We start from the raw sequence: 20,447 nt of genomic DNA on the forward strand, positions 1-20,447 counted from the left end.
TGGGCCTGACCGGATCTATCGGCATGGGAAAGTCAACCGTTGCCGGGATGTTTCGTGAGCTTGGCATCCCGGTTTATGATGCGGATGCGGAAATTCACAAGCTCTATGCCAAGGGCGGCGCGGGCGTTGAACCCATCCGCGCGGCATTCCCCGATGCCGTGGTGAACGATCATGTTGACCGGCAGCGGCTCAGTAAGCTCGTTGTTGGGAATGATGCGGAGATCGAGCGACTCGAAAAGGTTATTCATCCGCTTCTCTCTGATGGACGCGCGGCCTTTTTCGAGAAAGCGCAAAAAGAGGGCCATAGCCTCGTCGTGCTGGATATTCCGTTGATATTCGAGACGGGCGGCGAAGACCGGGTGCATAAGATCGTTGTTGTCTCCGCCCCTGCTCATGTGCAGCGGTCGCGGGTGCTGGACCGGCCGGAAATGACAGCGGAAAAGTTCGAAGCCATTCTCGCCCGGCAAGTTGATGATGCGGAAAAACGCGAGAAGGCGGATTTTGTTATCGACACCCATTGCAGCAAGGAAGAGACTTTCGAGCAGATAAAGGAACTGGTGGAGCAGTTAAAAGATGCGTGAAATCGTCCTCGATACAGAAACAACGGGGTTTGAGCCTGCGGACGGAGATCGGATCGTCGAGATCGGCTGTATCGAGCTCTACAATCATATCCCGACCGGCGAAACCTATCACCGTTATATCAATCCGGAGCGCGATATGCCCGAGGCGGCCTTCAAGGTGCATGGCCTTAGCGCGGAATTTCTAAGGGGTCACAAGGTCATCGCCGAGGAAATGGATGAATTTCTCGATTTTATCGGCGACGACAAACTCGTTATTCACAACGCGTCGTTCGATATGAAGTTTTTGAACGCCGAACTGGCTCTCCTCGGCCGCCCGACCCTTCCCATGACCCAGAGCATTGATACTGTCGCTATGGCGCGGCGTAAATTTCCGGGGGCGCAGGCCAATCTCGATGCGCTCTGCCGTCGTTTTGGCATTGATAACTCGGCGCGAACCAAGCATGGTGCGCTTCTCGATGCGGAATTGCTGGCGGAAGTCTATCTGGAGTTGATCGGCGGGCGCCAGCGCGGGCTATCGCTGGAGGATAGCGGGAGTAGCATGGTCTCGAACGTTGCGAAAAAAGTCCGCGCCCCGCGCCCGCATGATGCGAGCGAGGCGGAACGCGCGGCCCATGCCGCCTTTCTCGAGAAGATCAAGGATCCGATCTGGCGGCAGTCGTCCTAAAAGACTGGATTAAGCGTGCCCGGCGGGCATTTGCTGTGCGGCGAGCTGGCTTTTATGGTCCTGATACAACCGGTTGAAATCGATCGGATCGAGCATCAGCGGGGAGTAACCGCCGTCCCGCGTGGCATCGGCAATTACGCGCCGCGCAAACGGGAAGAGAAGCCGCGGGCATTCAATCATGCACACCATTTCGAGGGTATCCGCCGGAAAGTCCTTAAGCATGAACAGGCCACCATAGACCAGTTCGACGACAAAAGCTGCTTCTTCGCCATGATTGCCCTTCGCCTCAATGCGGAGTTCCACCTCATAAAGATCGTTACCGCCTGCGCGGGCCTGAATATTGACCGCAAGCTCAACCTGCGGCTGGCCCTTATCGGGATCGAGGCTGGCCGGCGCGTTCGGGTTCTCGAAGGAAATATCTTTTACATACTGGCGAACGATCGCAAGTGAAGGCTGCGTTTTGTCCTCTGTTCCGCCGGGGACGGTTCCTTCGATTCCTTCATCTGACATGAACGGGTCACTCCTATAAATATGTGGGCCGTCTCGGCCTTCGGGATTTTGCCAAAGTGGCTATCATGGATGCGCCGGACCGGCAAGTCCGAAGCGATTATTTTTCTTTTTTCCAGGGGCTATCCGAGTTCGGGTCATTCCGGTTTTCGATTGAGGCCGGATCCTCCTCGATCACTTCATATTCGCCGTCAATAACGGTGCCGCCGCTTTTTCGCCCCGGCTGTCGGATATTGGTGGCAACAAAATTCGAATGCTGCGCCATATAGGCGGCAAGCGCCCGACGGAGGGGCGGGATCAGCAGAAGAAAGCCGATCGTATCGGTGACAAACCCCGGAATAATCAGGAACAGGCCGGCCACCGCCAAAAAAATTCCTTCGAAGATTTCATTGACCGGCGTTTCCTGCCGATCCAGCGATGCGCGGGCGCGCATGAGCACGCCAAGACCCTGTATCCGGATCAGGAAAACGCCGATAAGCGCCGTGACGATGGTGATGATGACGGTATTGAACGCCCCGATTTCGCTGCCGACTTTTACAAAGACGAGGATCTCAATCAGGGGAATACCGATCAGGGCCGCCAAAAACAATAAAGCCAAACTTGTTTATCCCCAACATAGTTTCTATGTAACTAGCAGGCGCGCAAGAAGTGGAGCGGTTGACAAGATACTGGACCTTGACCAACTAACCCTTTAACTTCTTATACAGACCTATCCTTTACATAAGGGCTATTGGACATTTTACCAAACCCAATTTGAAGATATCATTATGGACAACGGATTTCAGTTCCTGGACATTATTTTGCTCGCAGCGGTTGCCGGATTTATTTTCCTCAGGCTTCGCAGTGTGCTGGGCCGACGCATGGGCCATGAACAATCCCCGCGCGAGGAGAAGACGCGCCGCCCGGTTGAGGGGCACAAGGGCGACTTCGAGGACAAGCCGAAGGAGGATAATGTTGTCCTCCTGGGTGAGAATGCCCGAAAAACAGAGCCAAGCCCCTTTGCGGGTGCTCCCCTGATGATGACGCTGAGCAATATACGTCAGCTCGACAAGACATTCGATCAACGCACCTTCGTCGAGGGCGCACAGGCCGCCTATGAGGCGATTGTCGTGGCGTTCGCCAAAGGCGACCGGGACACGCTGAAAATGCTGCTGTCCGAAACCGTGTATGAAAATTTTGAACGCTCCATTCAGGAGCGCGAGGATCGTGATGAAACCATGTCGACGGATATCATCGCGGTCCATTCCGCTGAAATCACGGATGCCACGCTGGAGAACAAGGACGCCGAGATCACCGTCACGTTCGAGGCAGAGATGATCAGCATGACCAAAGATGAGGAAGGTGTCGTCGTTGCGGGCGACCCGCAGCCGCATACGGTGAACGAGCTCTGGACGTTCGCGCGCAACCTTAAATCCCGCAATCCGAACTGGCTGTTGATCACCACCCGCCGCGCAAACTAGGCCCCTGCTTAAAAAATGCTGTTGCGTCCGTTCTTTCCCATAAATCGAAAAACCGGCGCCGGGCTGGTTCTGATCGCGCTTCTTTTGGTCGCAATCGGTATCTGGTATTTTCAGGTAAAACCTCCGGCGGAAGACAGCCTCCTCCTTGAAAAGACTGATTTTGCCTCTCTCCCTGGTTGGGAAGAGGAAGATTTTACCGGCTTCTTCCCCGCTTTCCTGAAATCCTGCGTGAAAATTATTAATTTGCCCGAAACGCGCGAGATGGGCGGTATTGGCTTGGCGGGGACCGCCGGGGATTGGCAACCGCTTTGTGCGGCCGCCATGGCGCTACCGCCGGATGACAAAATCCGGCGGCGGTTTTTTGAGGAGAACTTCGCGCCCTTTCAAATCCTCAATAATGAGGAAAAATCCGGCCTTTTCACCGGCTATTACGAAGCGAGCCTGACAGGCAGCCGGGAGAAGAAACCCCCTTATCTTACACCGCTTTACCTCCGTCCGCCTGAACTGGTGATGGTCGACCTTGGTCGGTTTCGCGAGGAACTAAAAGGTCAGCGCATCGCAGGAAAGGTCGTGGGCGGTGATCTTTTGCCCTATCCGGACCGGACGGGCATCGAGATGGGCGCGCTGGCCGACCGGGAGTTGGAGCTTGTCTGGGTGGATAGCGATATCGACGCCTTTTTCCTGCATATCCAGGGTTCCGGCCTTGTCGAGATGGAGGATGGCAGCGAACTCCGTGTTGGCTATGCTGCGCAGAACGGCCATCCTTATTTCGCCATTGGCCGCGATCTGATCGAAAAGGGGTACGTCCCGCGCGAGGAAATGTCGATGCAGGCCATTCGGACCTGGCTCGAGGAAAATCCCGATAAAGCAACGGAACTGATGCAGAAAAACGCCTCTTTCGTCTTTTTCCGCGAACTCACGACAGGGGGCCCTATCGGCGCACAAGGGGTGGAACTCACACCGGAGCGCAGTCTCGCCGTGGATCGCAAATGGTTGCCACTCGGCGTGCCGCTCTGGCTCGCAACCGATGTCGCCCCCGCCTCCAGCCCGGCAGAGGTTGAGAAATTTGCCCGCCTCATGATGGCGCAGGATACGGGCGGGGCGATTGTCGGCCCGGTACGCGGGGATGTTTTCTGGGGCCATGGCGACTATGCCTATGATATGTCCGGCGGTATGAAAAGCAAGGGGGAACTCTGGATCTTGCTGCCGAACGCACTGGCCGTGCGGCAGACTGGAATGAACTGAGACAATGGATTTCCTGACCGACTATCATATCTGGGCCAGCTTTCTGTCGCTGACCGCGCTGGAAATTGTTCTTGGTATCGATAACGTTGTTTTTATTGCGCTTCTCGTCAATCACCTGCCGGAAGCACAGCGACAGAAGGCGCGCATCATTGGCATATCCCTCGCGCTCTTTATGCGGATCGGCCTCCTGTTCAGCGCCATATGGCTTATCGGGTTGAAAGAACCCTGGATCGAGATTTTCGGCGCGTCCTTTTCAGGCAAGGACTTCCTGATGATGGGTGGCGGGCTGTTCCTGATCGCCAAGGGAACGACCAGCATTCATGACGAGATCACCGGCGATAAGAAAGAAAGCTATCAAGGCTATTCCGCCGGATTTCAAATCACCATCCTTCAGGTAATCTTGATCGATTTCATCTTTTCCTTCGATTCCATCATTACCGCCGTCGGCCTGACGGAAAATATTTGGGTGATCATCGCGGCGATGGTCGTTGCTATGGTTGTTATGCTCTTTTCGTCGAAATTCATTGCCGATTTCATTGACGAGCATGCGACGCTGAAGATGCTCGCCCTTGCCTTCATCATGATGATCGGCGTGTTTCTGGTGGCCGAGGGTCTCGGCTTCCATGTCCCGCGCGGCTATATCTACTTTGGCATGGCCTTCTCGCTCGGCGTTGAGGTCCTGAATATGATGGTGCGGCGGAAGTAACCGCAAGATTGCTGGCGAAACGCAAAGCCAGGCGGTATAGTTCCGGGGATTAAAGGGAGAGAAGTATGTCCGCGTCGAGTGAGAAGAAAAATGTCGCGCTGTTTGTCACCTGTCTTGTCGATCTGAACCGCCCCTCCGTCGGTTTCGCGGCGATCAAATTGCTGGAGGCGGCAGGGTGCACCATTATGGTGCCGGAAACGCAGACATGCTGCGGCCAGATCGCCTATAATTCCGGCGATAAGGAAAGTGCGAAGACGATCGCAAAGGCTGTTATCCGCGCGTTTGAGGGGTTTGACTATGTGGTTGCGCCATCCGGCTCCTGCGCCGGGATGATCCGTCATCATTATAAGGAGCTTTTTGAAGGTGATGACACCATGATGGTGGCGGTTGAGGCGCTTTCCAGCCGCACCTATGAACTGACCTCTTTCCTCCATGACGTCTGCGGCTACAAATCTGAAGATGTCCGTATGGATACCACCCTGACATATCATGACAGCTGCAGTTCCCTGCGCGAGATGAAGGTGCGGGATCAGCCACGCGCGCTTTTGGACGGCGTTGACGGGTTGGAGTTGAAGGAGGCCGAGGATCGGGAGGCTTGCTGCGGTTTTGGCGGGACGTTCTGCCTGAAATATTCCGAAATATCGAGCGCCATGGTCGATACCAAGATCGACAATTTGCTCGCAAGCGGCGCGGACACCCTCGCGGCCGGGGATTTGGGCTGCCTGATGAATATCGCCGGACGCCTGAAACGCCGTGGCTCTGACATGAAAGTGCTGCATGTCGCGGAAATCCTCGCCGGGATGGGGGATAGACCCGGCCTTGGGGAGGGTGATAGCTGATGCAGGTTACCAGTCGCCGCTTCAAGGAGGGCGCGCATGATGCGCTTCATGATAAAAATATCCAGGAGGCTTTTTCCAAGGTAAAGAGCGGATTTCCGCTCGCCCGCGCGAAATCGGCCAGCGAACTCCCGGAATTTGAAGGATTGCGGGATGAGGCACGCGATCTCAAGAACCATATCCTTGAAAATCTCGACTATTATCTCGAATATTTCGAAGAACAGGTGCAATTGCAGGGCGGCCGCGTGCATTGGTGCAGCTCCTACGCCGAGGCGCGAGAAGTGGTGCTCCATATCTGCCGGGACGCCAACGCCAAGACGGTGACCAAGGGCAAATCCATGATCACCGAGGAAATGGGCCTTAATGATTATCTCTCCGAGCATGGGATCGAGCCGATCGAGACGGACCTTGGCGAATATATCATCCAGCTCGCCGATGAACATCCGAGCCATATTATCGCCCCGGCGCTGCATAAGACAAAGGATCAGGTAACCGAGCTTTTTCATGCAAACCACGCGAAATACGGCCTTAACGAGCGCCTTACCGACCCACAGGCACTCGTGAACGAGGCGCGGAGCGTCCTCCGCGATAAATATGTCGCCGCCGATGTGGGCATAACAGGCGCGAACTTCCTGATCGCGGAGACGGGATCGACAGTTATCGTCACGAATGAGGGGAATGGCGACCTGACGCAATCTCTGCCGAAAACCCATATCGCGGTTTCCAGTATTGAGAAGGTCGTCCCGACGCTGGAGGATGCGGGTCTCTTCCTCCGACTGCTCGCGCGGTCTGCGACGGGGCAGGAAATGTCGGTCTACACGACTTTTTCCACCGGTCCCAAACGGATGGAGGATATTGACGGCCCGGCAAATTTTCATGTTGTGTTGGTCGATAGCGGAAGAAGTGATCTTTTGGGGAGTGACAAGCAGGATTTGCTCCGCTGCCTGAAATGCGGGGCCTGCATGAACCATTGCCCGGTGTATCAGGCGGTTGGCGGGCATACCTATGGCTGGGTTTACCCCGGGCCGATCGGTGCGGCGCTTAATCCGCATATGGTCGGGCTGGAAGAGGCGCGGCATCTGCCCAACGCGTCCACTTTCTGCGGGCGATGCGAGGAAGTCTGTCCCGTGCGCATTCCGCTGCCGAAGATTATGCGGCATTGGCGCGAACAGGCGTTCGAAACGCAGGTCACCCCGAAGCCCGAGCGCTGGGGGATTGGTGTCTGGGCCTATTTCGCAAAAAGACCCAAGCTCTACCGCCTGATGACCCGAATAAGCGCTCGCACGCTGAAATTGATGGCCGGAAAGAAGGGCGTTATCCGAAAACTCCCCCTGATGAAGGGGTGGAGTTCAGTCCGGGATTTTCCGGCCCCCGAAGGCGCAACCTTCATGGATCAATGGAAAAAACAGCAGCGGGAGGGGAAATAATGCCGTCCCGCGACAGGATTTTCGCCCGTATTCGCCATAATCTGGGGCGTGGCCCGGTGAAGGAAGATGCCGCAAACCTGTTAAGGGCCCGGATTGAGGGGCATGTGCCCCATACCATCCCGAAACGCACCGATATTTCCCATAAGGAGCAGGTTGATCTGTTCCAGGTGAAGGCCGAAGCGCTCGACGCGACAGTCACGCGCATCTCAAATATGGAGGACGTGCCGGAAGCGCTTCGCGATTATCTCACCGCCCATAATCTGCCGTCCCGGATCAAGATGGCGCCCGATCCGGCGCTTGATACTCTCCCCTTCGATAAAACGCCGATGCTGGAAATTTTGCGGGGTGCCGCCGCGCCGGAAGATGAGGTCAGCCTCACCCCCGCCTTTTCCGGGATCGCCGAGACGGGCACGCTTTGTCTGGCGTCCGGGCCGGAGACACCCTCAACCCTTAATTTTCTGCCCGAAAACCATGTGGTGGTGATCAAGGCGAGCCAGATTTCCGGCACGATGGAGGAAAGCTGGGCGCGGCTTCGCAAAAAGTTCGGGGCGGGCAACCTGCCACGCACGATCAATTTCATCTCCGGACCGTCACGCACCGGGGATATTGAACAGACGCTGATCATGGGGGCGCATGGGCCGCGCCGGGTGCATATCCTGATTGTTGACGATGGCCCGCAAGACTAACCGACCGAAAGGCCTGTCGAGAGCCGACCGCGATCTCTGGGATCATGTCGCGCGCGGTATCGATCCGATCGAGTCGAACCGTTACCGCGGAACGGAGAATGACACCATTAAGGTGCCGTTCTCGGCAAACCTTAAGAAAAACGCCACCACAATGGTGGCAAAAGCAGCAAAAACAGACCCAAATACACCACCACGCGGCCGTTCTCTCGATCCGGAGGCGCTCAAAAAAGCGATGGAAAGCTGGCCGAACGCCCATTTTGAACCCAAGGCGACGGAGGTTAAGCCGTCGCTGCGCCAGAATGTGCCGGGTCTCGATAAACGGAGCGCCGAACGCCTCCGCAAGGGCAAGATGGACATCGATGGAAAGCTCGATCTGCATGGCCTCACCCGCGCGGAGGCGCATCGCAGGCTCAGAAGTTTCATCACCGCCCAGCAGATTCAGGGAAAACGCTGCGTGCTGGTTATTACAGGTAAAGGCTCCTCAAAACAGAAGACCGATGACGCCCCCTTTATGCAAAGCGAAAAACCCGGGATCCTGCGCGAGGCCGTGCCGAAATGGCTGACCGCGCCGGATTTGCGCCATCTGGTTATTGACATCCGCCATGCACAGCCGAAACATGGGGGCAGCGGCGCGCTGTATGTCTTGCTCCGGCGCAGCCGCAATTAAAAACCGGATAAGGACAGCTTCATGACCCCCTTTGGCCTTCGCGTGCGGACCCTTCGCAAAAGCCGCAGGATTACGCTTAAAAAAATGGCCGGCGATCTGGATATCAGCTCGGCCTATCTCTCCGCGCTGGAACATGGCCATCGCGGCCGCCCGTCCTGGTCCCTCGTCGCGCAGATCTGCGATTATTTCAACATCATCTGGGACGACGCGGAGGAGTTGCAGCGCCTCGCCTCCCTCTCCCACCCGAAGGTGGCGGTGGATACCAGCGGGCTTAGCCCGACAGCCACGGAATATGCCAACTTGCTGGCCAAGGAAATCCGCGCCCTGCCGGAGGCGCGTCTGAAAGAAATGCTCCGCTATCTTAAAAGCAACAGGTCAGAAAAATGAGCGCCGCCCGCTCCGATAAGGGCGTCAAACTCGCGCGCGGGGTGCAGAAACTCCTTGTCGACATGGGGTATGACAGCCTGATGGAGGTAAACTTGCGCATTCGCCGCCGCGTCGATGTGATGGGCATCAATGACAAGGGGCGGATTATCATTGTCGAGGTGAAATCCGGCCCCGCCGACTACCGCGTCGATGAGAAATGGAGCGACTATCTCGAATTCTGCGATGAATTTTACTTCGCCGTTGATGCAGACTTTCCGCGTGATCTCCTGCCCGAAACCCATGGCCTGATCATTGCGGATGGTTTTGGCGGTGCAATCGCCCGCGCCTCCAGCGACTTCAACCTAAATGCCGCGCGGCGGCGTAATGTCACGCTCCGGTTCGCGCGGATCGCCGCCCGGCGGCTCCTTGAAACTGAAAACCCCCTGCAGGAGAAATTCAATGTGTTCTAGCGCCCCCGAAGGGACCGCCCTCCCCAGCGTCTTTATCGATAACCCCCGCACCCGCGTGACCGAATGGCGCTTCAAGAACCGCGGTGACGCCACCGGATGGCATACCCATGAATATGATTACGTCGTCGTGCCGCTGTTCGACGGTTTTCTCGAAATCGAGCTGCCGGGCGGAGAAATCACCCGAAATGAGCTCAAAACCGGCGTCCCCTACTTCCGGGAGACCGGCGTCGAGCATAATGTGAAAAACGGCAACGACTTCGAATGCGCCTTTATCGAGGTGGAATTTATGACGGCGCAGCCGAAGGGGTTTTAGGAGCATTGCTTCAACATAAAGTTTGACTTAATGGTTGAATAGATTCAATCTAATTCCCAAAAATCTTTCTTTTAAAAAGGTAATGAATTTGGAATATAGTCGGCCAGAAATATTTATTGGCTTGGTTGGTGCGGTCGGGTCGCCAGTTTCGTCCGTTTCTAAAAGCTTAGAACAGGCATTTAAATCTGTTGATTATAAACCTACGACTATACGCCTAAGTAAATTACTCACGAAAAAATCAAATAACTCATCATCTAAAACGGCAAAAAAGTTACCAGAAGATGAAAGAATTCGACAAGCGATGAATGCAGGAGACCGGCTTAGGACAAATGCAGGTCGGGCAGACGCGGTTGTCTCCTTAGGTGTTCGTCAAGTAGACGACATTAGAGAAAAACATTATGAAGAAGACGTTCCCTTAGCTTTTATATTTCATTCTCTCAAAACACCGGAGGAAGTCGAAACTCTGCGTGATATCTACCGAGAAAATTTCTTTTTAGTTTCTGCATATTCTTCAAAAAAAAAGCGACTTGAAGTGTTGAAGAAAAAAATTGGAGACAGCAGAGATAGCTTAAATTACCAAAATCATACTCAAGAAGCGGAAGACCTAATAGAAAGAGATAAGATAGGAGCAGTTTCTATTGACGGAAAAGAACCAGAAAATGTTCTCGGGCAGAATGTGGAAGGAACATTTCCTCTAGGCGATTTTTTTGTAAATTGTGATGGTAAAGTAAGTATCTCAAATCAAATAAGCAGGTTTATTCAGATATTATTCAGCCACCCCAATCGGACCCCAACAGTTGATGAATATGTTATGTTTCATGCAAAGGCTGCAGCTTTACGGTCGGCAGATTTATCGCGACAAGTTGGGGCGGTAATTTCATCGGAATTTGGAGAAATTATTTCGGCAGGATGTAATGAAGTTCCGACTACCGGTGGAGGTTCAGTTTGGGAAGGAGACGAAGATCTTGGTAAAAAAGAAAATCGTGATTTCTCTATAGGATATGATCCAAGTGTTCGTATGAGAGACGAACTTCTCGAAGAAGCGTTTAACAAAATCCCTAAAGATTGGCTGTCTCCTGCTGTAATAAAGAAAGGGCGCGATAAGCTCGTAAATGAAGCTTTGTATGCCGGAAATAATTCGCCACTAAAAGGTACAAGAATTGCCAGTATATTAGAATTTGGTCGTGTTGTGCATGCTGAAATGACGGCAATTACGGATGCTGCAAGAAGAGGAAATTCTGTAAAAGACAGTACTTTATATTGCACGACATTTCCCTGCCATATGTGTGCTAGGCACATTATTTCAGCGGGAATCAAACGGGTAGTATTTATTGAACCATATCCTAAATCTTTAGCGAAAGAACTTTACGGTAAAAACATTAGAGTAGATAACGATAAAGAAGCGGATAATGCGGCGTTGGTTTTTGAGCCGTTTGTAGGTGTTGGACCTAGAAGATTTGTGGAACTATTTGAAGCCCCAACTAGGAAAGATAAAAGGGGAAAAGCGCTAGAATGGGAGCCTGGTACGGCGGAACCAAAAGTTCAAAAAAATATTTCGCATATACTTCTTGAACAATTTTATATCAACGAAACATCCAATATAAACGTCTAAAAAAGGGGAAAGATCGATGACTAACAATGCAGTGCGAAAAAGTTCGCAAAATATGAGAGCTAGAAAATTAGAAGATTCTCTATCAGAAACAAAAATGCGAATTATTAAAAGTCATATAAAAAGCCTTGGATCGATAAGCCGTCCGACTTCGCCGGGTAAGAAAAAAGTGTCCGCATGATTTTATCTTCACCGATACGGATCGTCTTTTGCGAGGTAGTTGGTGACGTAGTCGCTGATGCCGTCCTCTAAACTTCGGAAATTACCGCCGAAGCCGGCGGTGCGGAGTTTTTGCATATTGGCTTCGGTGAAATACTGGTATTTGTCGCGGATTTGCTCCGGGGTGTCGATGAACTCGATCTTTTCCGGCTTGCCCGTGGCGGTGAACAGGGCGCTCGCGAGATCCTTGAAGCTCCGGGCCTTGCCGGTCCCGAGGTTAAAGAGGCCGGAGACTTTCGCATTATCGAGCAGCCAGAGCACCACATCGACACAGTCCTTCACATAGACGAAATCACGGAGCTGTCCGCCGTCCTCATGCTCCGGGTTATGGGACTTGAACAGGGTGACGGCCTCGCCCGCCGCGACTTTCGGGTAACTCTGGGCGATCACGCTTTTCATGCCGCCCTTGTGATATTCATTCGGGCCGTAAACGTTGAAAAACTTGAGCCCCGCCCATTGCGGTGGCGTCATGGCACCACGGGACATCTCGCGCGCGACGAACTTGTCGAAGGCATGCTTGCTCCAGCCGTAAAGGTTGAGCGGTTGCAGCTTCTCAAGCGCCGCCTCGCTCTGGTCATCGTCAAACCCCGCCGCCCCGTCGCCATAGGTTGCGGCGGAGGAGGCATAGATAAAGGGGATGGTGTTATCGGTCGCGAAGCGCCAGAGCATTTTTGTCGGGCGGAAGTTACGTTTCAGGATCAAATCGCCGTCCGTCTCGGTGGTCGCGGAGATTGCGCCCATATGGATGATTGCCCGCAGGCGGCTGTCATTCCTGTGCAGCCAGCTTTCGAGATCATCGGGGTCGATAAAGTCGGAAATCGTTGATTTCGCGATATTTTTCCATTTTTCGCCCTGCTCCAGCCAGTCGCAGGCGATGATTTTTTCGCCGCGTTCCGAGAGCGCCGCGACAATATTGGAGCCGATAAAGCCTGCGCCGCCGGTCACCAGGATGAGGTTCCCCAATTTCACGCCTCCTTCTTGGCGGCGAGCAGCCGCGCGATGGTGCCGGTGGTGCTGAACCCCTCTTTGAGGTTCGCCAGATGCACCCGTCCGCCATAAGCCTCGACAATATCCGCGCCGACAACCGTTTCCTTGGTGTAATCCGCGCCCTTGGTGAGCACGTCGGGCCGGATCGCCTCGATCAGCTTGATCGGCGTATCCTCCGCGAAGGGCACAACAAGGCCCACATCGGTGAGGCCGGCGAGCACGATGGCGCGGGAGTTTTCGTTGGTGACCGGCCGTCCCTCGCCTTTCAGCCGCCGGATGCTGTCATCAGTGTTAAGCCCGACGATCAGCCGGTCGCATTCGCTGCGCGCCTGCCGCATGAGCGAGATATGCCCCGGATGCACCAGATCGAAGCAACCGTTGGTAAAACCAACCTTCAGTCCACGGGAGCGCCAGTTCGAGACCCGTTCCAGTGCCTCATCGAGATTGACGATTTTCGCGTCCATATCGCCGATTTCCTGGCTGTGCAGCGCCTGGCGGATTTCCGCCTTGGTGACTGCCGCTGTGCCCGATTTCGAAACCGCGATGCCCCCTGCGAGATTGGCGATCCGCGCGGCATCGGCAAGCGAGGCGCCTGCGGCAAAGGCGATGGCGAGCGCCGCGATGACACTATCGCCCGCGCCGGAGACATCGAAGACCTCCTGCGCCTCGGCGGCGATATGATGGGCCTCATCCTTGGTGATCAGGCTCATGCCCGCCTCGGACCGGGTGACGAGAATGGCAGAAATCCCGGCTTTTGCGAGGATCGATCGCGCTGCCTGCTCCACTTCGTAATTGGTGCCGCAAGGCATCCCACTCGCTGCGATCATCTCTTTGCGGTTCGGGGTGAGCAGGGTGACGCCCGCATAGCGGCTGAAGTCCGTTGACTTCGGATCGGCAATGATGGGGATGTCCTTTTCCTTCGCATAAGCAATCACCTGCCGCAGCACGGTATCGGAGAGAACCCCCTTCGCATAGTCGGAAAGAACAATGATATCCGCGTTTTTCACCGCGCCTTGAAAGGTTTTAAGGACATTTCCGGCGGTTTGCGGCTGGAGTTGATGAGTTGCCTCATGATCACTGCGCAAGAGCTGCTGTCCATCGGCGATAAAGCGGGTTTTTACCGTGGTCGGTCGGCCGACCGATTTCACCAGATGGGGCGTCGTGGCGCCCTGGGTGCTGAAAATCTGTTCAATCTCGCGTCCTTCCGGGTCTTCCCCGACGACGGAGATCAGCTGCGCCTTCCCGCCGAGGGAGGCGATATTGCGGACCACATTCCCCGCCCCGCCCAGCATCTGCGACTGATGGGTGATGCTCAAAATCGGGATGGGGGCCTCGGGCGAGATGCGCGTGGTGCTGCCATAGACGAACCGATCCAGCATCACATCGCCGATCACCAGTGCCTCGATTGAGGCGGCCTTACCAAGAATATCAAGAAGGGCGGAACTTTTTTCCATGGGCATTAGACCAGTTTCAGTGATTGTTCTAGGGCGCCGCAGAGCATATGGCCGAAGGTGATATGCATTTCCTGTATCCGCCGGGTGGATTGCGCGGGCACGATCAGGGAGACGTCGGCAAGTTCGGGCATGCGGCCGCCATCCCGTCCGGTAAAGGCGGTGGTGACCATTCCCTTTTTGCGGGCCATTTCAAGGGCTTTCACCACATTCGGGCTGGTACCTGACGTCGTGAGGCCGACGGCAACATCGCCGGGCTTACCCAGTGCGTCGATCTGGCGGGCGAACACCTCCTCGAACCCAAGGTCATTGGCCCCGGCGGTCAGGGCAGACGTATCGGTGTTGAGCGCGATGGCGGCGATGGGTTTGCGATCCTCGATGAAGCGGATGACAAGCTCTGCCGCCAGATGCTGCGCGTCCGCCGCACTGCCGCCGTTGCCAAAAAAGAAGATCTTGTTGCCGTCTTGAATGGCGGTCACCCAGAGGGCGAGCATTTCCTGAAACGGCTCGGCAAGCGCCGCGTGGCTTTTCGCCAGCACCTCGCTATGGTCTTCCAGCTCGCGGTTAAAATAATCTAGCGGATCCAAATTGCCTCGCCTTTAATAGAATGAAGTGTACTGGTCATAATATAATCTCGCCGCCCCTGCAAATGCGGAGTTGCCACGCCATCAAACGGACGGCTCCTTCGGGAGGTCTTTTGAGGTGCGGGCGGCGCGGGGATCAAGGCTGTCGAAGGCTTCAAACGGTGCTATCAGGCGGGTTTGGGCCATCTCGATATAGTCGGGATTGATCTCGATGCCGGTGGCCGTGCGGCCGAGGACCGAGGCGACCCGCACCGTGGTACCGCTGCCGAGGAAGGGGTCCAGTACCATATCCCCGGGGTTGGAGGAGGCCTTGATGATCCGCTCCAGCAGGGCCTCAGGCTTTTGCGTGGGGTGGGGCAACCGCTCCGCCGCGCAGTAATGCACATGGCTGAACTGCCAGACATCGCCGGGGTTCGCGCCCGCCATATTGTTGCGCTTGCGGTAGTATTTTTGTGGCACCCGCACGTTATCGAGGTTAAAGCGCGCATCGTCACCCTTCGAGAACCAGAGAATGTCCTCATGACGCGGGGAAAAGCCCTTTTTCCGCCCCATGCCTTGCGTATAATGCCAGGTAATCCAGCCTTGCGCCGTGAGATTGAATTCCTCTTCCAGCATCAGATAAAGCCGGGCGATGAACTTGACGCCCATAAAGCAATAGAGCGATCCGCCGGGTTTCAGGAGGCGCACGGCCTCCCGCACCCAGCTTTCCGTGAATTTCTGATATTCGGCGCGGTCTTTCAGGTCGATATTATTGCCGTAATTCTTGCCAAGGTTATAGGGCGGGTCGGCGATGATCAAATCGACGCTTTCGGTCTTGAGCTTTGCCATTTCGGCGGTGGCATCGCCGCAGATCAGGGTGTTCTTGGGGACAATCTGATCCATCCGGCTATTGCGGGGAGCGTTTCGCCATGATGCGCTGCAAGGTGCGCCGGTGCATGTTCAGGCGCCGGGCCGTTTCCGAGACGTTATGATCGCAGAGTTCATAAACGCGCTGGATATGTTCCCAGCGGACACGGTCGGCGGACATCGGATTTTCCGGCGGCGTCGGCATGGCGTCCTTGTCCGCGAGCAGGGCGTTGACGATATCCTCGACATTGGCGGGCTTGGCGAGATAGTCGATGGCGCCCGCCTTCACCGCCGCCACGGCAGAGGCGATATTTCCATAGCCGGTGAGCATGACGATGCTGGCATCCTCATTCACCTTGCGGATGGCCTCCACCACCTCAAGGCCATTGCCGTCCTGAAGGCGAAGATCGACAACGGCGTAGTCAGGTGCATTTTGTGTCGCGCATCTCTTGCCCTCCGCCACGGAATTGGCAAGCACCGGCGTAAAGCCCTTACGCTCCATCGAACGGCCAAGCCGGTTCAGAAAAATCTCATCGTCGTCCACGATGAGCAGTGACTTCTTGTCGTCCATTACGCGCTCTTTTACTTTCGCAGCACAATAAACAAGCTGCCGGGGACAGATTAGCATATTTTCTAATTACTGAAAGGATCAGATTTCTCAAGCTCCCGCCGCGACCAAAGAATTTCAACAATGGCACCGCCGTTTCGCTGGTTGCGGAAATTCAACTCTCCGCCGCTTCGCTTGATCAGCATATCGGCGATAAAAACGCCAAGCCCCATGCCGCCGCGACCCCGCCGGGTGGACATATAGGGCTCCCCCAGCCGGTCGAGCACCTCTTCGGAGAAACCGGGGCCGTCATCGCGGATTTCCGCTCGCACCAGATTATCATTCCAATAGAGATCGATAATCACTTTGTCGGCGGCGAATTCCGCTGCGTTGCTGATCAGGTTGCCAAGGCCGTGGCGCAACTCTGCCGTCAGGAACAGCCGGGGGATATCGGCGGGTTCCCCATGGGTCTGAATGGCGAAATCCTTGTCGCCGTCCTTGTATTTTTCCGTGACCACCGAAAAAAGGTTATCCAGCGCGAGGAAATTATGATGGGCGGAATCCTTGATAAAGAGCTCTGTTTCCGGTCCCTTGGAGAGTTGCGCCAGCACCTCTGCACATTTTTTTGCCTGATCATGCAACAGCGCTGCGTCCTCTGCTGTATCGCTTCCCTTGGGCAGAGCCTGCTTCAGCTCCTCCGATACCAGTAAAATGGTATTGAGTGGCGTACCGAGCTCATGCGCGGCGGCGGCGGCGATCCCGCCGACGGCAGAGAGCTGCTGTTCACGGGCAAGCTCCGCCCGGGCAACAGTGAGTGCGTCTGACATCTTGCGAGAATCCGCCGCGATCAGCCAGGCATAGCCGGAAAGAAACGCCGTTCCCAGTACCAGCGCGGCCCAGATCGCCAGGATATAGGTGCCGGAAAGGAACAGAGAGCCCGGCGGCAGCGGCAACGGCTCAAAGAAAAGCGCGAGGAAGGTTATGCAGGCGAGCGTTGTCAGGCCGAGGAAAAAAGTCCCCTGCCGTGTGAGGTTGGTCGCGGAAATGGTCACCGGTACCAGGAACAGCACCGAGAAGGGGTTTGAGAGGCCGCCGGTAAAATAGAGCAGCCCGGCAAGCTGAAGGATATCGTAAAACAGATAAAGGATCGCGCCGCGGTTTGGAAGCCGTGCCGAGGCCTTCCGGTTGAGGCTGACCAGCAGGTTGAGAAGGGCGCTCGCCCCGATCAGCAGGGCGATGGGCAGGAGCGGGAGGCCATAGCCAAAGACGAAAAAGACGAGGATAACCGTCAGGGCCTGCCCCAGCACCGCCAGCCAGCGGATATAGACCAGCGTTTGCAGCCGCATTCCGCTGGTTGCGAGATTGATGGTGTCTGATTCAATGCTGGGCGCGGACAAGGGGGGCGTATTTTCTGCCATACTCACTATTTCACATGTGCCGGTTTATTATTCAGAAGATTATTCGACATATTAATGCCATCATTGATGCCCTAATCTATAGCAGTATCCTGTTTTCCAACGATGAGTCAAAAAGGATTGAGAAGATGCAAATGACATTCCGGGCAAACCGCCGAAAATTCCTCTCTTTCATAGGCGCAAGCGCACTCCTGTTGGGGGCCGGCGCCAGTAATCTTGCCCATGCAGGTGAAGCACAGGATCAACTGGTTGAAAAGGCGAAATTCACCATCACCAATGTCGCCGCGCAGTCGGAAATGGAGCAATTTCGTAAATTGCTTGCCGTTGCCAAGGGCGTTGTTGTCTTCCCGCAGGTGCTGAAAGCCGGCTTCTTTGTGGGCGGCGCGGGCGGTAGCGGGCTTCTTCTGGGTAAGAACGAGGCCGGGGAATGGTCATCGCCCGCCTTCTACAGGATGGGTCAGGGCAGTATTGGCCTACAGTTTGGCGCGCAGGCGAATGAGCTGGTGCTGGTGATCATGACGGAGAAGGGCCTGCAGGCCATCATTAATAACCAAGTCAAGCTCGGCGGGGATTTAAGCGCGGCCGTCGGCCCTGTGGGCACGACACTCGGTGCCTCGACGACGACGAATTTGAAGGTGGATGTCTTCTCCTTCGCGATTTCGAAGGGTCTGTTTATCGGCGCATCGGTGGAAGGCTCGATCCTGTCATCGAACTCGGATTCCAACGAGTCCTACTATGGCAAGCCGATCACCTCGCAGCAGATCGTTATCGACAGAGCAGTCAATAATGCGCAGGCCGACGGGTTAAAGGCAGCCTTAACGGCGGCTGAGGCCAAGTAAAACCAGGCTTATTCCTCAAGCGCGTCGGACAGGACGCGCACGACATCGGAATGGCGGTTCTGTTTCGCATGATCCAGAGCCGTCCGTCCGGTAAAATCCGTGAGATCCAGCGTCGCCCCTTTTTCAATCAGAAGCATCGCAACCGCTTTATGGCCGGTCTTTGCCGCCTTGATCAACGCGGTCTCCCCCTGCCGGTTTTCCTCATCAATATCCGCGCGCGCCTCAATCAGGATCTCCGCGGCGGCGGTTGATCCATAGGCAGCGGCCTGTATTAGCGCGGTATTGCCAAAGGGATCGGGCAAGTCCACTTGTGCGCCATGGCGGATCAGGACGCTGACCGTCTTCGGTACGCCGGCGATCGCGGCGTGATGAAGGAGCGGAATTTTCTTTAAATCGCGGATATTCGGATTATTGCCGGTCAGAAGATATTCTTCCACCGCGGCGGAATCGCCTCTATCTGCGCTTTGAAAGACGGCGTTTTCACCCAGGATGGATTGGGCGTAGGCGGGCGGGGTAATCAGAAAAACCGTCAAGAAAACAAGCCAGTAGAAACGCATTACATCATTCCTTACACAAAATACCTGTGCCACAATCCCCACAGAACCACAGCAGATTATTAATCAATTATCCGTAATATCGCAAAAAATACTGACATTCCGCTGATTTTTCCTATATTATGTTGCACTGCAGCGAAACTCGGCGCAAAGAAACCCGACAGAAACCAAGCGAGTGGTTTTTGTTAATGTAGGAGAGTACGACGTGCTTTACCAGTTCAATGAAATGCAAAAATTGGCGCTTTCACCTGTACGGATGGCCGCACAAATATACTCTCAGATTTTGAAGAGTCCGTTCAACCCGATTTCCGAAACGCCGCAGGCACAGACCATGGCGGCCGGTTTCGACCTGTTCACGGAAACCACGCAGTATCACGGCAAGCCGGCCTTCGGCCTGACGTCGACAAAGATCGATATGCGCACCGTGGCAGTGACGGAGGAAATTCTCCACCGCAAAACATTCTGCCAGCTCAAGCATTTCAAGCGGGATACGACCCGCAAGGACCCCAAGCTGTTGATCGTGGCACCGATGTCCGGCCATTTCGCGACATTGCTGCGTGGTACGGTCGAGACGATGATGCCAAATCATGATGTCTATATCACGGACTGGCGCGATGCGGCGAATGTCCCGCTTTATGAAGGCCGGTTCGATCTGGATGACTATATCGACTATATCATCGATTATCTCGACATCCTCGGTCCCGACACCCATGTGATGGCTGTGTGCCAGCCGGGCGTGCCGGTGACGGCAGCCGTTGCGCTGATGTCGGAAGACAATAATCCGAATGTGCCGCTGTCCATGACCCTGATGGGCAGCCCCATCGATACTCGTCGTCATCCGACGGACCCTTGCAAGCTCGCGATGAACCACTCCATCGAATGGTTTGAGCATACGGTGATCAATCATGTGCCGGTCGGCTATCCCGGCGCATTCCGGCGCGTTTATCCCGGCTTTTTGCAGCTCAGCGGCTTTGTCAGCATGAATTTCGGCCGCCATATGGAAGCCCATTTAAAGCAGTTCGACCATCTGGTTGAGGGTGATGGCGACAGTGCCGACAGGCACCGTGCCTTCTATGCTGAATATAACGCGGTGATGGACCTGACGGCGGAATATTACCTGCAGACAATTGAGACTGTGTTCCAGAAACAGGCACTCGCCAAGGGCGAGATGATGTATCGCGGTGATCGCCCGGTACGCACAGACCTGATTAAGAAAACGGGGCTGATGACGGTCGAAGGGGAGCTTGACGATATTTCCGGCATCGGTCAGACGGTCGCCGCGCATGATATCTGCTCCGGCCTGCCGGATAGCATGAAAGCCCATTATGAGCAGAAGGGCGTCGGTCATTACGGCGTTTTTAACGGCAGCAAGTTTAATAGCGAGATTGCGCCGCGCATCAGTGACTTTATCCTCAATCACGAGCCGCGCAACCGTGTCCGCCTGGCGTTGGTGTCGGAAAAATCGAAG

24 protein-coding genes are annotated in these 20,447 nt (G+C 55.2%); 15 read left to right on the top strand and 9 right to left on the bottom strand.

All coding sequences use genetic code 11. The annotated features are described in order from the left end of the window. Window positions 1-581: dephospho-CoA kinase (gene coaE / locus P1U71_RS08690; RefSeq protein WP_301105190.1), on the top strand; the 581-nt coding region annotated here is incomplete at its 5' end. Then, the gene (dnaQ, locus tag P1U71_RS08695; RefSeq protein ID WP_301105191.1) at window positions 574-1,245 is read left to right on the top strand and encodes a DNA polymerase III subunit epsilon; all 672 of its coding nucleotides are present in this window, start codon (window positions 574-576) and stop codon (window positions 1,243-1,245) included. The genes coaE and dnaQ, both read left to right, overlap by 8 nt. Window positions 1,246-1,254: 9 nt before the next feature. Here dnaQ and secB read toward each other — a convergent pair whose 3' ends face one another. Then, the gene (gene secB, locus P1U71_RS08700; RefSeq protein WP_301105192.1) at window positions 1,255-1,755 is read right to left on the bottom strand and encodes a protein-export chaperone SecB; all 501 of its coding nucleotides are present in this window, start codon (window positions 1,753-1,755) and stop codon (window positions 1,255-1,257) included. A 97-nt stretch (window positions 1,756-1,852) separates the two neighbouring features. Continuing rightward, complete coding sequence (locus tag P1U71_RS08705; RefSeq protein WP_301105193.1) at window positions 1,853-2,350, bottom strand: FxsA family protein; 498 nt, start codon at window positions 2,348-2,350, stop codon at window positions 1,853-1,855. A 169-nt stretch (window positions 2,351-2,519) separates the two neighbouring features. Between P1U71_RS08705 and P1U71_RS08710 the strand changes: the two genes are divergently transcribed. From P1U71_RS08710 to P1U71_RS08760, 11 genes are all read left to right on the top strand, one after another. After that, window positions 2,520-3,212, top strand: coding sequence for a Tim44/TimA family putative adaptor protein (locus P1U71_RS08710; protein ID WP_301105194.1), 693 nt, complete (start codon window positions 2,520-2,522; stop codon window positions 3,210-3,212). A 15-nt stretch (window positions 3,213-3,227) separates the two neighbouring features. After that, a complete protein-coding gene (locus P1U71_RS08715) occupies window positions 3,228-4,457 on the top strand; it encodes a murein transglycosylase A (protein ID WP_301105195.1) in 1,230 nt (409 codons plus the stop codon). A 4-nt stretch (window positions 4,458-4,461) separates the two neighbouring features. After that, window positions 4,462-5,163 (top strand): TerC family protein, encoded by a 702-nt coding sequence (locus P1U71_RS08720; protein ID WP_301105196.1) that lies wholly within the window; start codon window positions 4,462-4,464, stop codon window positions 5,161-5,163. 65 nt (window positions 5,164-5,228) lie between these two features. Further along, the gene (locus tag P1U71_RS08725) at window positions 5,229-6,002 is read left to right on the top strand and encodes a (Fe-S)-binding protein (RefSeq protein WP_301105197.1); all 774 of its coding nucleotides are present in this window, start codon (window positions 5,229-5,231) and stop codon (window positions 6,000-6,002) included. After that, window positions 6,002-7,426 carry a LutB/LldF family L-lactate oxidation iron-sulfur protein gene (locus tag P1U71_RS08730; protein WP_301105198.1) on the top strand — a complete coding sequence of 475 codons (1,425 nt, stop codon included), beginning with the start codon at window positions 6,002-6,004 and terminating at the stop codon, window positions 7,424-7,426. The genes P1U71_RS08725 and P1U71_RS08730 overlap by 1 nt, the downstream gene beginning before the upstream one ends. Then, window positions 7,426-8,112 (top strand): LUD domain-containing protein, encoded by a 687-nt coding sequence (locus P1U71_RS08735; protein ID WP_301105199.1) that lies wholly within the window; start codon window positions 7,426-7,428, stop codon window positions 8,110-8,112. The genes P1U71_RS08730 and P1U71_RS08735 overlap by 1 nt, the downstream gene beginning before the upstream one ends. Next, a complete protein-coding gene (locus tag P1U71_RS08740) occupies window positions 8,096-8,779 on the top strand; it encodes a Smr/MutS family protein (protein ID WP_301105200.1) in 684 nt (227 codons plus the stop codon). Before P1U71_RS08735 ends, P1U71_RS08740 begins: the two co-directional genes overlap by 17 nt. Before the next feature lie 21 nt (window positions 8,780-8,800). Next, window positions 8,801-9,166: a helix-turn-helix domain-containing protein gene (locus P1U71_RS08745; RefSeq protein WP_301105201.1), complete on the top strand. Its 366-nt coding sequence runs from the start codon at window positions 8,801-8,803 to the stop codon at window positions 9,164-9,166. Beyond that, window positions 9,163-9,615, top strand: a complete 453-nt coding sequence (locus P1U71_RS08750; RefSeq protein WP_301105202.1) for an MmcB family DNA repair protein — start codon at window positions 9,163-9,165, stop codon at window positions 9,613-9,615. The genes P1U71_RS08745 and P1U71_RS08750 overlap by 4 nt, the downstream gene beginning before the upstream one ends. Next, a complete protein-coding gene (locus P1U71_RS08755) occupies window positions 9,605-9,928 on the top strand; it encodes a cupin domain-containing protein (protein WP_301105203.1) in 324 nt (107 codons plus the stop codon). Before P1U71_RS08750 ends, P1U71_RS08755 begins: the two co-directional genes overlap by 11 nt. An 88-nt stretch (window positions 9,929-10,016) precedes the next feature. Then, complete coding sequence (locus P1U71_RS08760; protein ID WP_301105204.1) at window positions 10,017-11,540, top strand: anti-phage dCTP deaminase; 1,524 nt, start codon at window positions 10,017-10,019, stop codon at window positions 11,538-11,540. Between the two features lie 186 nt (window positions 11,541-11,726). On the opposite strand, the gene rfaD is transcribed toward P1U71_RS08760, so the two are convergent. The 6 genes from rfaD to P1U71_RS08790 all read right to left on the bottom strand — a co-directional run bounded on the left by rfaD (window position 11,727) and on the right by P1U71_RS08790 (window position 17,589). Then, window positions 11,727-12,719 carry an ADP-glyceromanno-heptose 6-epimerase gene (rfaD, locus tag P1U71_RS08765; protein ID WP_301105205.1) on the bottom strand — a complete coding sequence of 331 codons (993 nt, stop codon included), beginning with the start codon at window positions 12,717-12,719 and terminating at the stop codon, window positions 11,727-11,729. Window positions 12,720-12,721: 2 nt separating this feature from the next. Beyond that, the gene (gene rfaE1, locus P1U71_RS08770) at window positions 12,722-14,197 is read right to left on the bottom strand and encodes a D-glycero-beta-D-manno-heptose-7-phosphate kinase (protein WP_301105206.1); all 1,476 of its coding nucleotides are present in this window, start codon (window positions 14,195-14,197) and stop codon (window positions 12,722-12,724) included. Between the two features lie 5 nt (window positions 14,198-14,202). Beyond that, the gene (locus P1U71_RS08775) at window positions 14,203-14,781 is read right to left on the bottom strand and encodes a D-sedoheptulose 7-phosphate isomerase (protein WP_301105207.1); all 579 of its coding nucleotides are present in this window, start codon (window positions 14,779-14,781) and stop codon (window positions 14,203-14,205) included. An 81-nt stretch (window positions 14,782-14,862) separates the two neighbouring features. Next, the gene (locus tag P1U71_RS08780; RefSeq protein ID WP_301105208.1) at window positions 14,863-15,660 is read right to left on the bottom strand and encodes a site-specific DNA-methyltransferase; all 798 of its coding nucleotides are present in this window, start codon (window positions 15,658-15,660) and stop codon (window positions 14,863-14,865) included. Between the two features lie 4 nt (window positions 15,661-15,664). Further along, on the bottom strand, window positions 15,665-16,195 hold the full coding sequence (locus tag P1U71_RS08785) for an ActR/PrrA/RegA family redox response regulator transcription factor (RefSeq protein ID WP_301105209.1): 531 nt from the start codon (window positions 16,193-16,195) through the stop codon (window positions 15,665-15,667). Between the two features lie 62 nt (window positions 16,196-16,257). Then, window positions 16,258-17,589 (bottom strand): ActS/PrrB/RegB family redox-sensitive histidine kinase, encoded by a 1,332-nt coding sequence (locus P1U71_RS08790; RefSeq protein WP_301105210.1) that lies wholly within the window; start codon window positions 17,587-17,589, stop codon window positions 16,258-16,260. Window positions 17,590-17,714: 125 nt separating this feature from the next. Here P1U71_RS08790 and P1U71_RS08795 point away from each other — a divergent pair, with 125 nt between their 5' ends. Further along, window positions 17,715-18,425, top strand: coding sequence for a lipid-binding SYLF domain-containing protein (locus P1U71_RS08795; protein ID WP_301105211.1), 711 nt, complete (start codon window positions 17,715-17,717; stop codon window positions 18,423-18,425). Between the two features lie 8 nt (window positions 18,426-18,433). On the opposite strand, the gene P1U71_RS08800 is transcribed toward P1U71_RS08795, so the two are convergent. After that, window positions 18,434-18,982: an ankyrin repeat domain-containing protein gene (locus tag P1U71_RS08800; RefSeq protein ID WP_301105212.1), complete on the bottom strand. Its 549-nt coding sequence runs from the start codon at window positions 18,980-18,982 to the stop codon at window positions 18,434-18,436. Window positions 18,983-19,184: 202 nt separating this feature from the next. Here P1U71_RS08800 and P1U71_RS08805 point away from each other — a divergent pair. Next, window positions 19,185-20,447 (top strand): polyhydroxyalkanoate depolymerase (locus P1U71_RS08805; protein WP_301105213.1); only part of this gene is annotated, 1,263 nt, incomplete at its 3' end.

Source organism: Sneathiella sp. (genome assembly GCF_029233945.1).
Lineage (GTDB): Bacteria > Pseudomonadota > Alphaproteobacteria > Sneathiellales > Sneathiellaceae > Sneathiella.

Bases quoted from the DNA above. Each gene is read 5' to 3' on its own strand.
- dnaQ (WP_301105191.1), top strand. From the start codon at position 574: ATGCGTGAAATCGTCCTCGATACAGAAACAACGGGGTTTGAGCCTGCG.
- secB (WP_301105192.1), bottom strand. From the start codon at position 1,755: ATGTCAGATGAAGGAATCGAAGGAACCGTCCCCGGCGGAACAGAGGAC.
- P1U71_RS08710 (WP_301105194.1), top strand. From the start codon at position 2,520: ATGGACAACGGATTTCAGTTCCTGGACATTATTTTGCTCGCAGCGGTT.
- P1U71_RS08715 (WP_301105195.1), top strand. From the start codon at position 3,228: ATGCTGTTGCGTCCGTTCTTTCCCATAAATCGAAAAACCGGCGCCGGG.
- P1U71_RS08720 (WP_301105196.1), top strand. From the start codon at position 4,462: ATGGATTTCCTGACCGACTATCATATCTGGGCCAGCTTTCTGTCGCTG.
- P1U71_RS08725 (WP_301105197.1), top strand. From the start codon at position 5,229: ATGTCCGCGTCGAGTGAGAAGAAAAATGTCGCGCTGTTTGTCACCTGT.
- P1U71_RS08730 (WP_301105198.1), top strand. From the start codon at position 6,002: ATGCAGGTTACCAGTCGCCGCTTCAAGGAGGGCGCGCATGATGCGCTT.
- P1U71_RS08735 (WP_301105199.1), top strand. From the start codon at position 7,426: ATGCCGTCCCGCGACAGGATTTTCGCCCGTATTCGCCATAATCTGGGG.
- P1U71_RS08740 (WP_301105200.1), top strand. From the start codon at position 8,096: ATGGCCCGCAAGACTAACCGACCGAAAGGCCTGTCGAGAGCCGACCGC.
- P1U71_RS08745 (WP_301105201.1), top strand. From the start codon at position 8,801: ATGACCCCCTTTGGCCTTCGCGTGCGGACCCTTCGCAAAAGCCGCAGG.
- P1U71_RS08750 (WP_301105202.1), top strand. From the start codon at position 9,163: ATGAGCGCCGCCCGCTCCGATAAGGGCGTCAAACTCGCGCGCGGGGTG.
- P1U71_RS08755 (WP_301105203.1), top strand. From the start codon at position 9,605: ATGTGTTCTAGCGCCCCCGAAGGGACCGCCCTCCCCAGCGTCTTTATC.
- rfaE1 (WP_301105206.1), bottom strand. From the start codon at position 14,197: ATGGAAAAAAGTTCCGCCCTTCTTGATATTCTTGGTAAGGCCGCCTCA.
- P1U71_RS08780 (WP_301105208.1), bottom strand. From the start codon at position 15,660: ATGGATCAGATTGTCCCCAAGAACACCCTGATCTGCGGCGATGCCACC.
- P1U71_RS08785 (WP_301105209.1), bottom strand. From the start codon at position 16,195: ATGGACGACAAGAAGTCACTGCTCATCGTGGACGACGATGAGATTTTT.
- P1U71_RS08790 (WP_301105210.1), bottom strand. From the start codon at position 17,589: ATGGCAGAAAATACGCCCCCCTTGTCCGCGCCCAGCATTGAATCAGAC.
- P1U71_RS08795 (WP_301105211.1), top strand. From the start codon at position 17,715: ATGCAAATGACATTCCGGGCAAACCGCCGAAAATTCCTCTCTTTCATA.
- P1U71_RS08800 (WP_301105212.1), bottom strand. From the start codon at position 18,982: ATGCGTTTCTACTGGCTTGTTTTCTTGACGGTTTTTCTGATTACCCCG.